The 15,855-nt window shown below is 56.4% G+C and carries 10 protein-coding genes, 1 tRNA gene and 3 pseudogenes; 3 read left to right on the top strand and 11 right to left on the bottom strand.

Going from position 1 to position 15,855, the window contains the following annotated elements; translation table 11 throughout:
• Positions 1 to 122: 122 nt before the first annotated feature.
• The 6 genes from pqqB to ACI7M0_RS01840 all read right to left on the bottom strand — a co-directional run bounded on the left by pqqB (position 123) and on the right by ACI7M0_RS01840 (position 7,077).
• Positions 123 to 1,034, bottom strand: coding sequence for a pyrroloquinoline quinone biosynthesis protein PqqB (gene pqqB / locus ACI7M0_RS01815; RefSeq protein ID WP_010951729.1), 912 nt, complete (start codon positions 1,032 to 1,034; stop codon positions 123 to 125).
• A gap of 78 nt (positions 1,035 to 1,112) precedes the next feature.
• A complete protein-coding gene (gene pqqA, locus ACI7M0_RS01820) occupies positions 1,113 to 1,184 on the bottom strand; it encodes a pyrroloquinoline quinone precursor peptide PqqA (protein ID WP_003243383.1) in 72 nt (23 codons plus the stop codon).
• 159 nt (positions 1,185 to 1,343) lie between these two features.
• Complete coding sequence (pqqF, locus tag ACI7M0_RS01825) at positions 1,344 to 3,644, bottom strand: pyrroloquinoline quinone biosynthesis protein PqqF (RefSeq protein WP_129932924.1); 2,301 nt, start codon at positions 3,642 to 3,644, stop codon at positions 1,344 to 1,346.
• A gap of 140 nt (positions 3,645 to 3,784) precedes the next feature.
• On the bottom strand, positions 3,785 to 4,579 hold the full coding sequence (locus ACI7M0_RS01830; protein WP_104960658.1) for a carbon-nitrogen hydrolase family protein: 795 nt from the start codon (positions 4,577 to 4,579) through the stop codon (positions 3,785 to 3,787).
• Positions 4,580 to 4,593: 14 nt separating this feature from the next.
• On the bottom strand, positions 4,594 to 6,276 hold the full coding sequence (locus tag ACI7M0_RS01835) for an NAD(P)/FAD-dependent oxidoreductase (RefSeq protein WP_003255585.1): 1,683 nt from the start codon (positions 6,274 to 6,276) through the stop codon (positions 4,594 to 4,596).
• 339 nt (positions 6,277 to 6,615) lie between these two features.
• Positions 6,616 to 7,077 (bottom strand): Lrp/AsnC family transcriptional regulator, encoded by a 462-nt coding sequence (locus ACI7M0_RS01840; protein WP_003255583.1) that lies wholly within the window; start codon positions 7,075 to 7,077, stop codon positions 6,616 to 6,618.
• A 187-nt stretch (positions 7,078 to 7,264) separates the two neighbouring features.
• Between ACI7M0_RS01840 and ACI7M0_RS01845 the strand changes: the two are divergent.
• A pseudogene (locus tag ACI7M0_RS01845) lies at positions 7,265 to 7,656 on the top strand (serine acetyltransferase).
• 343 nt (positions 7,657 to 7,999) lie between these two features.
• Here the strand turns inward: ACI7M0_RS01845 and ACI7M0_RS01850 are convergent.
• The 4 genes and pseudogenes from ACI7M0_RS01850 to ACI7M0_RS01865 all read right to left on the bottom strand — a co-directional run.
• A pseudogene (locus tag ACI7M0_RS01850) lies at positions 8,000 to 8,119 on the bottom strand (site-specific integrase); the annotation flags it as partial.
• Positions 8,120 to 8,414: 295 nt separating this feature from the next.
• Positions 8,415 to 10,946, bottom strand: coding sequence for a S8 family peptidase (locus ACI7M0_RS01855; protein WP_129932922.1), 2,532 nt, complete (start codon positions 10,944 to 10,946; stop codon positions 8,415 to 8,417).
• Positions 10,947 to 10,967: 21 nt separating this feature from the next.
• Positions 10,968 to 11,957: an AAA family ATPase gene (locus ACI7M0_RS01860; protein WP_129932921.1), complete on the bottom strand. Its 990-nt coding sequence runs from the start codon at positions 11,955 to 11,957 to the stop codon at positions 10,968 to 10,970.
• A gap of 537 nt (positions 11,958 to 12,494) precedes the next feature.
• Positions 12,495 to 13,678, bottom strand: a pseudogene (locus ACI7M0_RS01865) (IS256 family transposase).
• Positions 13,679 to 13,880: 202 nt separating this feature from the next.
• Here ACI7M0_RS01865 and ACI7M0_RS01870 point away from each other — a divergent pair.
• Both ACI7M0_RS01870 and ACI7M0_RS01875 read left to right on the top strand, forming a co-directional pair.
• Positions 13,881 to 14,780, top strand: a complete 900-nt coding sequence (locus ACI7M0_RS01870; RefSeq protein ID WP_129932920.1) for an endonuclease/exonuclease/phosphatase family protein — start codon at positions 13,881 to 13,883, stop codon at positions 14,778 to 14,780.
• On the top strand, positions 14,773 to 15,225 hold the full coding sequence (locus ACI7M0_RS01875) for a hypothetical protein (protein WP_129932919.1): 453 nt from the start codon (positions 14,773 to 14,775) through the stop codon (positions 15,223 to 15,225). Before ACI7M0_RS01870 ends, ACI7M0_RS01875 begins: the two co-directional genes overlap by 8 nt.
• Before the next feature lie 537 nt (positions 15,226 to 15,762).
• On the opposite strand, the gene ACI7M0_RS01880 is transcribed toward ACI7M0_RS01875, so the two are convergent.
• Positions 15,763 to 15,839 (bottom strand) — tRNA-Ile (locus ACI7M0_RS01880).
• Positions 15,840 to 15,855: the final 16 nt, after the last annotated feature.

A 15,855-nucleotide genomic window follows, 5' to 3' on the forward strand; every position in this document is an offset into this window, starting at 1 on the left:
CTCTCTCCCTTGTGGGAGCGGGCGTGCCCGCGAACACCGGCGAAGCCGGTGCCATGGACCGTGTTGGCTTTTTCGCGGGCATGCCCGCTCCCACAGGGTCTGGTGTCGCCTCACAGACTGTTTTACAACTCGATGCTCATGCCATCGAAGGCAACTTCGACGCCCCGGCGCAGGACTTCGGCGCGCTCGGGTGAGTTTTCATCGAGAATCGGGTTGGTGTTGTTGATGTGGATAAGTACCTTGCGCTGGCGCGGGAAGCCGTCGAGCACTTCCAGCATGCCGCCAGGGCCGTTCTGGGCCAGGTGACCCATCTCGCGGCCGGTGCGGGTGCCCACGCCACGGCGCTGCATTTCGTCGTCTTCCCACAGGGTGCCGTCGACCAGCAGGCAGTCGGCACCGTGCATCATCGCCAGCAGCTTTTCGTCTACCTGGCCCAGGCCCGGGGCGTAGAACAGCTTGCCGCCGGTGCGGGTGTCTTCGACCATCAAACCCAGGTTATCGCCCGGGTGCGGGTCGAAGCGGTGTGGCGAATAAGGCGGCGCGGCGCTGCGCAGGGGGAAGGGGGTGAACTTGAGGTTGGGGCAGGCGTCGATCACGAAGCTGCCTTCCAGCTCGATACGGTTCCACTGCAGGCCACCGTTCCAGTGGCTGAGCATGTTGAACAGCGGGAAGCCGGTGGTCAGGTCCTGGTGGACCATGTCCGTGCACCACACCTGATGCGGGCAGCCTTCGCGCAGGCTGAGCAGGCCGGTGGTGTGGTCGATCTGGCTGTCCAGCAGGACGATGGCGTTGATACCGGTGTCGCGCAGTGCCCGGGCCGGCTGCATCGGCGCAAAGGCCTGCAGTTGGGCGCGGATATCGGGCGAGGCATTGCACAATATCCAGTGCACACCGTCGTCGGACAGGGCGATGGATGACTGGGTGCGCGCCGTGGCTTTCAGGGTGCCATCACGGTAGCCCTTGCAGTTGACGCAGTTGCAGTTCCACTGCGGGAACCCGCCACCGGCGGCGGAGCCGAGAACCTGGATGTACATGGCCACTCTCTATGCAGAAACCGGATCGAAAAAACGAAAACGCCCCGGCAGGCCGAGGCGTGAAACCCTAAGCCTGGCTTAGCGGTTAGCGAAGTACATGGTGACTTCGAAGCCGATACGCAGGTCAGTGTATGCAGGTTTGGTCCACATGGAATTACTCCTTCCGAATGAGGGTTGGGTTGTTCAGCTACTACTTGGGTACCGCCATGCGTTGGCAGTTCCGTGAAAACGGGATTGCGCTATCTTACAAGAAAAATTTGAACCGGAAGGTTAATTATTCGAGAAGCGCCGTTGCAGTTCGCGTAATAATCATCGATTTTCGCCCTGCCAGGAAGTGTCTGGCGCGGCAGCGTTGGCCAAACATAGCCAAGCGGAACCTGGGTCGAGCAGGGCGCTCAGCAGGTGGTCCAGATCCGTCTGCCGCGTAGTCAGGATAGACCTGCGCAGCACATCCAGCCGATCGGCTTGTGTGGCCAAGTGTGTCTGCCACGCCCATTCGGCGACATCGGCATTGGCCATGGCGGGCTCGTCGAATTGCCCAGCCAATGCCTGGCGAGCGGCCGGGTCAAGGGTGACGCCATGGCGCAGCAGGTTGAGCAGGTGGTCGAGCACCTGTGCCTGATCAGTGTGGGGGGATTGCACGCCGAACAGCAGCCCACCGACCCCCTCGACCTGACGAAAGGCGCTTAACACCGCGTAGCCGAGTTGCAAGTCTACCCGCAGGCGCTGGTAAACCGGCCCTTGCAGCAATTGGGCTAAAAGGCGGCCTGCGGCTTCTTTGGCCGCAGGCAACGGGCAGAACAGCAGCAGGGCATGTTCGCTGCCTGGCACTTGGGCATGCTGCCAGCGGTGGTTTGCCCAGGTTGGCAGGGGGCCAGGTCGCGAGCCCTGCCCAGGGCACTGCTGCAGCGCAGTGCCCAAAGCCTTTAGCGCGCTATCCTCGAAGCCTGCAGCCATGCCATGCCACTCGGTGTGCAGCCACAGGCTGTCAAGTTGCTGCTGGGTAAGCGTGCAGGCAGGCACCGCTGCGGACAGGCTACCCCGCACTGCGTCTGGCAGTTGCTTGAGCAGGGCCCTGATGGGGATCAGTGCCGGGGGCTGCGCCGTGCCGGGCAGCCAGCAACTGGCAGGTGGCTTGAGCATCAAGGCCAAGGCTTGTTCCACTGCCCGCAGCACTGCTGCTGGCAGGCCGGCGCAGTGCAACTGCCAGTATTCTCCGGCGCTGCTGTACTGCAGTTGCACGGAGGCGCGGTTACAGCGTTCCTGCAGTGGTGCCAGGGCCAGTTCCAGCACACGCTGTAGCTGCTGGCGCAACGGCGAAGGTACATGCCAGCGCAGGTACAGCGCAGCGTATTGGCGCGCGGGCGGGAGCTGGTCACTGATCTTCAGCGCTGCCGGCAGCGGCTGCGCCTTGGCATGGGGCAGGTCAGCCATCAGCAATGGGTCGACTGGCAAGCGCTGCCAGTTGCCATGGTCGCCACCTGGCAGGCTTTCCAGCAGGGCGCCAAGCGCCTGCAACCCTTGGGCATCCAGCTTGGCGAACGGCTGGCCTGTGCTGTCCCGGCGGGCCAGCTCGAGCGCGCTGGCACTGTGCGCACGGCTGCGCTGCAACAGGCCGAATTGGTGGTTCAACTGTTCGCGGTCGGCCTGGCGGATGAACCTCAACCAACCTTGCAGCAGGGCGCTGGCTTCGTCCGGGCAAGCGTCGGCACTGAGCTTCAGGTCAAGGTGCCACAGCAGCTGACCGGCGAACGCATACAACCTTTCGGCCGTGAAACGTTGTAGCCAGCCACGCTCGCGCAGCGTGCCCAGCCAGGTACCTGGGCGGCTGTCCTCCAGGTAAGCGATCAGCAGTTCCAGGGCGTGCTCGGCGCCGCTGGGGAGGCCTTGGTGAGTGAAGGTCAGGGAGCTAGCGATTGCTGGCAGTGGCGGCGGGGGCATTTGCGGCACGCGCTCACCTGCGGCGAACAGTTCGGCATGCTGCCGGGCAAGGTGTTCAAGTTCATCCAGCGGCTGCGGACCGCAAAGGCTCAAGCAGATCTGGCCGCCTTGGTAGAAGCGTTGATGAAAGCCCGCAAGCGCTTGCTGGAAAGCCGCGTCGTGCAAGGCCAGGGTGTATCGATTGCCAGCATGAAAAGCGCCCAGTGGATGCTTGGCCGACACTGACTGCAGCAAGGCGAACTGCTGTTGGGCCGATGGATTGCGCGACCAGGCGATGAATTCGGCATGGATCACTTCGCGTTCACGGCGTTGGCGTTCGATGCCCAGATCCGGTTCTGCCAGCATTTGGCACAGGCGCTCTAGACCGCCACCGAGCGTGTTGGGGGGCACCTCGAAGAAAAAGTCGGTGGCGCGTTCGCGCGTGCTGGCGTTGACCTGGCCGCCCAGGGCTTGCACGTAGCGCATCAGGCCGTCTTCCAGCGGGAAGCGCGGGGTACCGAGGAAGAACAGGTGTTCGAGGAAGTGCGCCAGACCGGGCCATTTGGCAGGCGCGTCGTGGCTGCCCGCGTGCACCCGCAGTGCGGCGGCCGAGCGCTTGAGGCGAGGGGCGTGGCGCAGGGTCAGTTGCAAGCCGTTGGCGAGGGTGAGTTGGCGGATGGCGTCAGGCATGGGGGCTCCGGTGGCTGCGCTCCATGCTAACCGATTTGTTTGCAGGCCCGGCCTTTTCGCGGGTATGGCGCCGGTATGAAAGGCAGCGCAGATCCCGTGGGAGCGGGCGTGCCCGCGAATGGGCCGCATAGCGGCCCCTGTCAGCCTTTACGCAGGTGCAGCTCCTGGCGCAAATCGGTCAGGTAGGGAAACGCCCTGCGCCCCTGTACCACCCGCTCATGTTCGAGCTCTGCCAACAACTGGCACTCATCCCGCCCAGCCATGGCCAGTAAACTGCCATCCGGGCCGATGATGCTGCTCTGCCCGCAATACTGGATCTCTTCTTCCGCGCCGCAGTAGTTGGCATATACCAGGTAGCACTGGTTTTCCTGCGCCCGTGCCCTCACGGTCACCTGGCAGGTAAAGTCGTACGGCGTCATGTTCGCCGTCGGCACCAGGATCAGCTCGGCGCCGTCCAGCGCCAGGCGTCGGGCGTTCTCCGGGAACTCGATGTCGTAGCAGATCAGCAGGCCAACCTTCCAGCCTTCCAGTTCCACCACCGGGAAGTGGTCCGCACCAGGGCTGAACATCGAGCGGTCCAGTTCACCGAACAGGTGGGTCTTGCGGTAATTGCTCAGGCTGCGGCCATGCGCATCGATCAGCTGCACGCTGTTGTAGATCGCCCCATCATCGCCGCGCTCCGGGTAGCCATAGACAATGGCGATGCGGTGCGCCTGGGCGATCTCCACCACGGTCATGGCTGCCGGGCCATCGGCGGCCTCGGCCAGGCGCTCGACCTGGGCCAGGCCGATGTTGTAGCCGGTCAGGAACATCTCCGGGCACACCAGCAACTGTGCGCCGCGTTCGGCTGCCAACTGCGCCTGGTGGCGCAGCCGTTGCAGGTTGCCGGGCACATCCAGTGGCTTGGGTGCGCCCTGGTACAGAGCGATGCGCATGGTGCCTCCTTGTCTCAATCCGCCAGGGCGATCGGGCCGATTTCGTTGAACACATCGCCCGGGCCGGGGTTGTCGGGGTGGGTGTGGCCACCAAAGTGGTTCATGATACCCCACACCGCGTTCAGCGACGTCTGTACCGCGCCTTCAACCCAGGCGGGGGTCCATGACACGTCGTCACCGGCAATGAAGATACCGCGCTGCTCCGCCGGCATGTCCTGCTGCATGAAGTGCGCGTACATGCGCTGGTTGTAGCGGTAATGGCCCGGAAGCGCGCCTTTGAAGGCGCCGAGGAAGTACGGGTCGGCCTCCCAGGAAACCGTGATCGGGTCGCCGATGATGTGCCCGGCGATATCAGTCTTCGGGTAGATCTTCTTCAGCGCATCCAGGGCCAGTTGTACGCGCTTTTCCACCGGGTGCGGCAGCATCTTCAGCGCGTCGCTCATCCACGAGTACGACAGGCAGATCACCCCGGGCTTGTCGTTGCCGTTGTCGAACAGGTAGGTGCCGCGGGTGAGGCGGTCGGTGAGGGTCATGCTCAGCAGGTCACGGCCGGTTTCCGGGTCCTTGTCTTTCCAGAACGGGCGGTCGACCATGACGAAGGTTTTCGACGACTGCATGTAGCGGGTACGGTCCAGGGCCATCCACATCTTTTGCGAGAACAGCGATTCCTCGCAGTCGATCTGGGTGGTCAGCAACCAGGTCTGGCAGGTGGCGAGTACTGCGCTGTAGTGGCGGGTATCGCCCCAGTTGTCGGTGACCGCCAGGCGGCCATCGGCGGCGCGGGCAATGCGCTTGACCCCGGTACGCGGTGCGCCGCCATGCAGTGTGCTCAGGCTGGTGCCCTCTGGCCAATGCACGCAGCGTTCCGGTACGTGGCGCCAGATGCCTTGTGGCACTTGTTCCACGCCCCCGACCACCAAGTGCTGGTGGTCGTCGCAGTTGGTCATCACCACGCGGAAGATTTCCAGCATCGAGTTGGGGAAGTCCGAGTCCCAACCGCCGGTGCCGAAACCGACCTGGCCGAACACTTCGCGGTGCTGGAAGCTCAGCTTGGCAAAAGAGCGCGAGGTGGCGACGAAGTCGTAGAAGGTGCGGTCGTCCCACAGCGGCACCAGCTTGTTCCAAAGTTCCTTCAGGCGCGGTACATCACGGTCGCGGATGGCCTGCTGGATATCGGCGAACTGCGCACCGCTCTCCAGCGCATCGGCCCAGGCGTCGGCTACCTCATGAAACAGTTGCGGCAGGTCGGTGGGCTTCTCGGCGTAGTAGGTCTGGCCTTCCAGGTCGATCACCGTGCTGCCCGAAGCCGGGGTCAGCGGGTTGGGGAAGGGCTTGGTCTCCAGGCCCAGCTTGTCGACGTAGTGGTAGAAGGCGGTGGACGACACCGGGAAGCGCATGCCACCCAGCTCGGCAACGATCCCGTCAGTGCCATTGAAGGCTTGCGAGCGCAGCCGGCCGCCCAGCTTGGAAGCCTCGTACACCACCGGCTTGAGGCCCAGCTTCATCAGCTCGTAGGCCGCTACCAGGCCGGCGATACCGGCACCGACAATGGCCACCTCTTCCCCATGGCGCTCAGCCGGAATGCTGCCCAGGCCTGCCGGGTGTTCCAGCCAGTCGTCGAAAGCAAAAGGGAAGTCCGGGCCGAAAATGGTGATCGGCTTCTTGCCGTCGGCGGGGTGGCGGTTCTTCTTATTCATGAAATGACCTTGCCAGAGAGGCTGCGCGAGGAGCGGAGCCTGAGTATAGGAGATGCCTGGCTGTCATTTTAGGGAGTGGGGTGTTCGTTATTAAGGTGCAGAGTGTTGTCTGAATGTAGTTAGTTTCGTCGTAATGATTAAGCTCATGTTCATTAAGACGAGGCAGGCGGTCGAGGTAGTTCAGAAACCGCCCTGGCCCTTTGTAGGAGCGGGTTCACCCGCGAATGCGTCGGTAGATTCTCTGCCCTATTCGCGGGTAAACCCGCTCCTACAACCGGCTCCTGCCGTGAAATCTAGAACTGACCCACGCCCGCTAACCTCACCCGAGCGCCAGTCCGTTCAAAGCGGCTGTCCACGGTCCACCTTGCTGCTGAGAATGATCGACGTGGTGGTTTTCTCCACCCCGTCGACACTGCCAATCTGGTCGAGCAACTGATCCAGCTGCTCGGGCGAGTCCGTACGCAGCCAGGCCACATAGTCGAATTCGCCGCTTACCGCACACAGCTGCTGCACCTGGCCCATGGCACTCAGGCGCCGCACCACGTCCTTGCCGGAGCGTGGTTGCACCTTGATCCCGACATACGCCTGCAACCCGCCGCCTATCACACTCTGGCCCAGGCGTACGCCATAGCCGGAGATAACCTTGTTTTTCTCCAGCCGCTCCAGGCGCGAATTGACGGTGGTGCGGGCGATGCCCAACTGGCGGGCGAGGGTGGCGACGCTTTCGCGGGCGTTGATCTGCAGCAGGGCGATCAGCTGGCGATCGATTTCATCCAGCGTGATGGAGCGGGAATCCGACATGGCGAGTCTCTACGGTTGGCCCGCTAGCCTAGCCAGCCTGTGCCAATCAGGGCAAGGCCAGGTACAGTCGATCACCGTTGACGGCGTCGGCTTGGCACTTTTGGTGAGAACGGCCGTGCATGTCCGAAGGCTGCGTCTTCGGCACTAATTCGGCATGATGAAGTGCTAGTCCAACGGGAACCTCAGCGTGAACCTCGACCACCTGCTCGAATGCTGGCGACTGGAAGTCTCCAACAAGAAAAAGCCCGGACGCCCTATCAGCCTGCTGTTCAACGTACTGCGCCGCGCACGCAAGGACAACAAACTGCGTTTCCTCTTCGCCTATCGCCTGGCCCAGTACCTCGACGCCCGCGGCGGCCTTGCCCGGCGTCACGCCCGGCGCCTGCCGATCGAGCAGTTCTGCCGGATGAAGAAGTTGCGCCCGATGCTCACATACCGGGTAATCACCACCCCCGGCAGGTGCGCGATGCGCAGGCTGACGTGGTGATTGGCGCGATGTCGTTGGTTACGCGGGATATTCCGCCTGGCATGACCTTCTACAACCCACGGCAGGTCGAGATGCGTCCGGGAGGGGATTAACCAACAGCGATACATTGCGGACGTTGGCAGAGGGGATGGTGGAGCAGGCTGGGAGGGTTCTTATGGGTTGCCCATGGTTGATGGCCTCGCCCGATGGACTGGATCGTGCAGTGGTGCGGCCTTCTTCGTTTATCCCCAGGCGCCTGGCTCTGTAGCCAGCTTCTTGGCGTCCGTTGTCACGGGACAGGCCCAGGTTCATTCATAGGCTTGCTCATCTGTGAGCCGATTAGCGAGCATATTCGGCTCATTTTGTGAGCTGATAATGGCGGCTATTCGGCTCATTGTCTGATCCTCAAGCTAGGGTGTTGGGCTTGAAGTATCGATAGGGCACCTTTCCGCGATCATCGGCGTGCTGGGTGATCGGCTTCTTGGTGGGGCTGATTTCGCTGAGATACCGTTTCAGCGCTAATTCCAAGGTCATGCGCTCGGCGCCGCTGCGCTGGATGTACACGCCCCTGATCATCTATTTCTTGCGGGAATGAAAAAGCCGCGCAGTGCGCGGCTTGTAAGCTGGTGGGCCCACACGGACTCGAACCGTGGATCAAACGGTACAATACGCGAAAGTACAGGGCAATCAGTACGTTAGCGAACGGTAGGTTACAGTTGAGGACATTCGTGATGTACCTCTAGTGTACCTCCAGAGGAGGTACACGTGGCAGGCTTAAGTACGGTGTTATCGTGGTTCGGCTCAGGTTCGGTGCTCCAACCCTCGACCGGCTGCGGCAGCAGAGCCGCCTTGGTCTCGGGTTTTCTATTTTTTACACCTCAATCTGCAGTTCGACTATATTTTGTACAGGCGTGTATATATCAACCTCTACTTCAGGAGTTTCGATCGTGACGATCAAGCTAAACCTAGCGGTTTTTTTCCAGTAATTATCCGAGGTTTTATGCTTCCACCATCCCCCTACGGGGTATACGGCGATGTAATTCATACTCGCCAGCTGCGCAGCATCCCCAGTCCAAGTGTCAGTGTGTACTGAACCTCGCTTCCTAAGCGCAGGGCCGAAGAACCAACCGGAGTTATCTCCCTCTGGGCCATCATACTCTTCGTCATCTTGACTGGCCAAACCGTTGATGAAGTTCTTAAAGTTTTGAAGGCTTTGATCCGGTCTTATAACTTCAAAGCGAAGGCCATGCGACTGGTAGGTATATCTGCTGCGGTATCCCTTGCGGCCAGGGTTCGGCTCTATATAGTAAGACAGAGTAACCTTTAATTTTACATTTTGGTGTCCCAGAGACTGCAGCACTTCTTCTGGCCAAGGAAGCTCATAAAGAACCATCTCATTCAACTTTGCATCTGTGGCGCTGTTTTCTTTGCCGCGCTCTTTGATGAATGGCTTTATAGTCTCTTGAGATATGAGTGTTAGTAGGTTGTCTGCGCTGTGGCGAGCTTTTTGAGCATCAATTATTCCGTAGCCTACAGTACGAAGCATTATCTCTTTAGCGTTGCCCCTTGTGTGCGACTTCAGCAGCAAACCATATCGCTCATACATTCTGTCAGTCCATGAGGCAGAATGTACAAGAAGGCCACGTATTGTCTCGGGCCAGTAATTAGGATACTCCGCAAGTAGAAGGCCGGCCTCTTTAGATACTACTGCGCAGGCCGAGCTCGTGTCTCTCGTTGTTTCTAATACTAATCCAGCAGTACGGCCGGAAGTTGTAAGTATGGAGACGCAATCAGCATCACTAACTTCAGTCTGGTCGGGCGACAGGAGCCGGTTTCCTCCCTCCGCCACGACTTCTGGTTTGTAAGGGGCTTGTCTCCGCCACTCCCAACTAACTGACGATCTCGATGACGGCGCTACGTCTCCGGGGTGCGCAAATGGAGCCCATCCACCGAAGGTTGGGTCATCTACTTCAGTTAAGAACGTAGACGCACCGACGGTAATTGAGTTCCAAGCTTGGGCTGGATCTTCAATTTCTGCGTTATTGACTTGGTCCCAGTAGTCTAGATCAGGGCGTAGCGCGGAGTTGTTTCCAGCAGAGATGATGAACAGCCGTTGTTTGTCATCTAAATAGCCGGAGCAGTAATAATCAATTTCCGCAGACCAAGAGGAGGGTTGACCAGTAGGGCCTGATGGTACAGCAGTAACTGCGAGGGAGTATGCTCTATTCCAATTGGGATTCTGGATCTCAATTTTGTTCGCGGTGTCAACAGTGACTGCGCCATAAAGCTGAGGATCATTTCTGCCAGTTGGAGGGAATATTCTTGCGGACTCTATGTGGTAAGTGCACTCTACTGGAGTATTAGAGAAAAGAAGTTCCTGCAGATGCTGCCCATATAATATTACGCCGGCTTGTTTTGAACCATGATCGTTGTATGGGGACGCCGGTGCGTAATTGTCGAAATGTGGCCATGTGGCATTCCAGCACTCGGAGTTCCTCGCGCTGCACACTACTGAAAGTAGTGGGTTGTTATAGTTTACTCCGGTGTCAAGAACGCAAATAGAGGCAGTAGAATTACGGTTGAACGTAACTCGTCCCTGAAGAGCCGTAGCGAGATCTTGCTGGTCGGTGGGGGAAAGAGTTATAGATAGGTTAGGTGAAGCTTGAGCCCGACGAAGCTCTGAGAGGTTGCCGATAAGCTCTGGAACTCTGGAAAGCTGTTCCGCAGTGCACTTAATCAGGAAGACTGCTGACTTAAAGAAAGTTAAGTAGCTACTAGAGATCTCTGCGCCGAGCCTCTCGCCGATATCTCTCGCAAGAGCTAGGGGGCTGCCCTGATTATCTTTCCAGTTTAGCCAAACTTCCCACCATATAACTTCGGTCGAGTTTGCTGGGAAAAGGTGTGGTTTGTCGGTCCAAAAAGAGCTTAAATCAGCAAGGCGAATTTCTTGAATACTGTCTATGAGTCGACGATTTTTTGGGTTTGACGTATTTTCTTTTTCGTTGACCACATCTTTGGCGGGGTTTAGATATGCTTCAATTTTTCCTGCTAGGTCATTTCTTTTGTTATCGGGGACAAATATAACAGCAACTTCGCTATCTCCTTCCATATGCCAGCTTTGCAAGCGATAGCTTTTTTTAGTGTCTAAGCTGTCTAGCTGGAGTTGGCAATTTGGAACGCCTTTGATTTTTAAATATATACCTGTGTCTTCTGTGAGAGGGACTTCGGCTTCCTTGCGAAGAATTCCTTGGTCGACAGCTTCTCTATACGCATTTTGGATGAAGGCCCCATGTGCAGTCCTATCCTGGACTGGTACTAGTGGATTTCTTCCGCGCCCTTTAGGTCTAAATGGCCCCTTTGCATTGAACCCAGAAACAACAATATGAGGCAGTCCTTCGCGCATATAAAACTTTACTCCCCGGTATTAATTGTGAATTTGCCTATATGAAATGGCGTCGCTCAATAGTTTTGTAGTTAGAATTGAATCGTTGTGAAGTACAGCCTCTTTAGCCGCGTCCTCACATGCCCTAGCTATTTCGGCAGAGCTAAGATTGTCAGCCTTGCTCAAAACGGCTTCCCACTTTATGTTGGTTAGCTTAAATTGGCTTAGTCGATTTTTTATTATTTTCCTAATATTTTCTTTGTCAGGTTTTTCGAATGGTATTATATCGTCAAATCGCCGGTATAAAGCCTTGTCCAGAAGCTCCGGATGGTTTGTTGCTGCAATTATTATGCTTTCAGAAGTGTCTTGTTCAACAAATAATAGGAATGAGTTTAGCACTCGGCGTATTTCTCCAACATCATTTGGGGAACCGCGCTGTGTGCCGATTGCGTCAAATTCGTCGAAAAAATAAATGGCGCGAGTTTGTCTTATTTGTTCAAATATTAGCCTAAGCTTTGATGCTGTTTCACCCATAAATCGAGTTATTAGTGAGTCAAGTACAATAGTGTACAAGGGGAGCTTTAGCTCCGCCGCCAATATTGATGCTGTAAGAGTTTTTCCGGTGCCCGGAGGCCCTGTAAATAGAATTTTTCTTCTGGGTGATAAGCCAAATTGAGAGAGCTTATCTTTTTGTCTTTGTTCAATAACAATTCTATCAATGCGGCTTTGCGTCTCGCTTGATAAGATTAACTCGGCCATCCGTGCTGCAGGATGAGAAAGTTCTAAAAGCCCGTTCAGTTCTTGCGGAGACCTATTGATCGGGCTTGCCGATATTGATCGGACCGTTCCCTTTTGCGGTTCCGCATTCTGTCGTTGAGCCTTCTCTACGAGATTTTTGATGTCTCCTGCGAGTTTTGTATGGCCAATACGGGCCTCTTTTGCTGCTACTTGTAGCGCAATTGAGTAGAAGCGATTTTCATCGCGTTCTATATGGCTCCTCAAGAGAGCTTTGATTTGTTCGGCCGTTGCCATGATTTATTCCAGAGTGGCGATGGATCAGGTGCGTGGATCCAATCTAGCTGAGCCCATCGCATTTGCTCAATTTCTTGAATAGTATGCCTCCTTAGGGAGGGTAGCAAAACGCTTTCAGGATCGGTGGCGGCAGTGGAAGCCTAGGACTGATGTCGACTTGAGGCTTTGCCCTTTGCGAGGCTTACCAGTGGGCTAGGACCTTCGCTTTGCTTGGGAATGGGCCGCTGGTCCTGGAAGGGGGCTGCGGGTACTCTGAACCTTCCTAGCTGAACGGATCGACTCAGGCGCCGTCCCCCCGCTGGCCCCAATTTGAAACTGTCCATAGATGCTGGAGGTCTTGTCCACGCAATGACCTAAGGCTGCCGATACCTCCTCTTTACTGATGCCAGATCGCTTGTAGTCGCTGGCAGCGGCATTTCGGAGGTGATAGGGACAGATCCGGAATGCGAGCCGTGGCCAGAGCTTATGATCAGCCGACGAGATCGTGTCCCGGGAAGTGGTGTAACTCATCATGGCTCTGGCCATTGAGCTCGCCGTTTAGTTGATCACGGCCGACAGCTTGGCTTGTGGATTATCGCTGACCGCCTCGAAGGCCTCCAACTGCATGTAACGTCTTTGCAGGCACCACTCGTCGTTCTGTCCCAGCATCATCGCCCCGACTAGCCGCGTGATAGCCGGATCGTTGGGGAAAATCCCCATGACATCGGTGCGACTCTTGATTTCGGCGTTCAAGCGTTCGAGCGGGTTGGTGCTGTGCAACTGCTGCCGGTGCGCCTTGGGAAACGCTATGTGCGCCAGTACCTTATCCTCGGAGCCGTCCATTAGCGTTGCGATCTTGGGGTACTTTTCACGCAGCTGATCAGCGACCAAGCGCCATTGCTGATGACATTCGGTACGGCTGTCCTGGGCGAAGACCGTGCGCAGCAGTGCCGCCACCATGGTGCGCTGACCTTTGCCGACGTGGGCCATGGTGTTGCGCATGAAGTGCACGCGACAACGCTGCCAGGTCGCATTGAAGACCTTGGAAACAGTTGCTTTCAGGCCTTCGTGAGCATCGGAAATAACCAGCTTCACGCCCCTCAAGCCTCGGCGCATGAGGCTGCGCAGGAAGTCTGTCCAGAACGGCTCGGCCTCAGACGGGTCGACCCGCATGCCCAGGACTTCGCGGCCACCGTCGGTGTTTACGGCCACAGCAATTATTACGGCGACCGAGACGATCCGCCCGGCCTCCCGCACCTTGACGTAGGTGGCATCAATTCAGAGGTAGGGCCAGTCACCTTTAAGCGGGCGATCAAGGAACGCGTGAACGCGTTGATCGATCTCGCCCGCCAGCCATGATACCTGACTCTTATGCCCATGGCCTTCACCAGCTCGTCCACCGAGCGCGTTGAGATGCCTAGGATGTAGGCCTCCTGAATGACCGCTGCCATGGCCTTTTCGGCGGTGCGTCGAGGTTCGAGGAAGCCAGGAAAGTAACTGCCTTGGCGCAGCTTAGGGATCTTCAGGTCGACGTCGCCGGCGTGGGTTTGCCACAGGCGGTCACGGTAGCCATTGCGGCTGTTTGTCCGGTCTGGGCTTTTGACATCGAAGCCAGCACCGCACAGGCCTTCGACGTCGAACTCCATCATACGCTGGGCAATGAACTGAATCATTTGCTTGAGCAAATCAGTATCTGCCCCTTTCTCAACCAACTCGGTCAATGCGATAGTCGGCTTGGTCATCGTGGGTTTCTCTGGTGAAGGTTAGGTCCGCAAACTCAACGTTAGCCAAGAACCACGATGACCATCCTCTTTCGCCCACAGGGCGCCTTCGGCTGGTTCAATTACACCACTTCCCGGGACACGATCTCGGGGCAATCTCGAAATTCCACGGAGCACACCAGTCACGGTATGCTTAGGCCTAATTCACGGAGGAGCGTCTTGGGTGACTTCTGAAAACCATCTCGTCTTCGCTTGGTGGAATACAAGCTTGGCTCCATCGGGCAATAGCAGATCTACGCCTGAGGAGCGGGCTCTCGCTTGTCAGGTGATATTGAATTTAATAACTATTGTTGGTGCTGACTTTATTGCGCTGGGCGAGATGTCTGATGTTGATCTTGAAGATGTAGCGCTAATCTGTGATCCATATGGTTACAGCGTGCATTCAGGGGTGACTAAAGCCGGGCGCTCGCAATTTGACATATGTTTCGCGGTTAACGAAAATAAACTATCTTTAATTCACTCAAAAGATATCGTATCTAAAAAGGGCGAAGCGACTCTCAAAATAGCCAAAAGAATAGATGTTGCGAGCTTGGCTGACGGTACCATTTTTCATTTGCTCATCTCTCATTGGCCTAGCAGGCTATGGTGCGAAGAGAATCACGCGGATCGTCACACCTACGGATTGCGACTCCGAGATTCAGTTGAAGATATTTTCGAATTATACGAATGTCCACCATTTGTAATCATGCTGGGAGACTATAACGATGAACCATTTGATAAATCTCTCAGCGACCAGGTCATGGCGAGTCGTGACATAGACTTGGTTAGACGAAAGCGGCATTTACTGTACAACCCTTTCTGGCAGCATTTGTGCAAAAGAACGGTGGAGCACTCAGGGGCCGGGAGTTACTACTATAAAGGCGGCAAGGTCACCAAATGGCACACTTTCGATCAGCTTATTTACTCCCATGCCTTCCTGACGTCATGCAGCTGGAACTATAAGGTGGATGACAATCTAGTTCACGAGTTGCCTGAGTTGGTGGAGCTAGTAACTAATCCAGTATTTATATTTGACCACTTGCCTGTTTACGGCAAGGTAGAGAGGAGTATCCAGCATGGCTAATTTTTTGGAGTCATTCAAAAAAGGGATGGTCGCGGCCGAAAAGGCTATAGCCAACAAAAATGATATAGATGCTGTATTTGAGCAGCTCAGCGAGGCACTTGAACAGGCCACTGACGGAAAGATAAATGTAAAAATTATAACAAAACAAGAGCCGCTTGCTACTTTTACAATGAGTCTCAAGGATGTAATAAATAGAAAAACATACCAAGCGATCGTGGCGTACAATCCTCTGGCAACTGGTGATGCTGTAGAGCTGGCACAGTGGAAGATATCTGAGACCGGTTACCCGTGCCGTGTTGTCCTCCCTGATGTAGAAATTTACTGCGAAGACCGGAGAGGATTGGAAGATGCATTGGCTAAGCTAATCTCTACCTCTACGACAGGAAAAATCTTCAAGGCGCTTATGGAAAGGCCACTTAAAGATCCAGTGGATGACGATATATAAAAATGCGCAAGTAACTAAAAACCCGCTCAGCGCGGGTTTTTGGGTCTAACAATTATTCGCTTGTATGAGATGCGTTTTCGAGTAGGGTCTGCTACAACCCGGTCTCCCATCGTTCAAGGGCCTGAAATATCTGGCCCTTTCCGAGATACCCAGCTGCTCCCCCAAAAGCACCAGTCGCGCTGCCGATCTGTGACAGCGAGTCAGTTAGAACCCTTGATGCCAGGTCGACGCCGTGGCCAAGGGTTTGGTGAGGTTCTGCACCTTCGTGAACATCTAACTGCTGATGCGCAGGCAGCGGACTGGAGACGTTGAATCTGGCTACCGTGAGCACCTGTCTAGGGCAGTTCTAGGAAACGTGGAGCCCAGCGCATCGGGCCAAAATCGGCGTCATGGTCGTGACTCATGTACTGTGCGTCGGGAATTGTCCAATAGATACCATCGCCAGGTGATGTGGACGAAACGGGGACAAAACGGGGAAAATTTGGGCCTAGAAACACGAATGGCTTACGCATATGACACGTAAGCCATTGATTTTATTGGTGGGCCCACACGGACTCGAACCGTGGACCAAAGGATTATGAGTCCTCTGCTCTAACCGACTGAGCTATAGGCCCTCAGTAAGTGGGCGGA

It is taken from the genome of Pseudomonas sp. 10(2024) (assembly GCF_045164175.1).
Lineage (GTDB): Bacteria > Pseudomonadota > Gammaproteobacteria > Pseudomonadales > Pseudomonadaceae > Aquipseudomonas > Aquipseudomonas alloputida.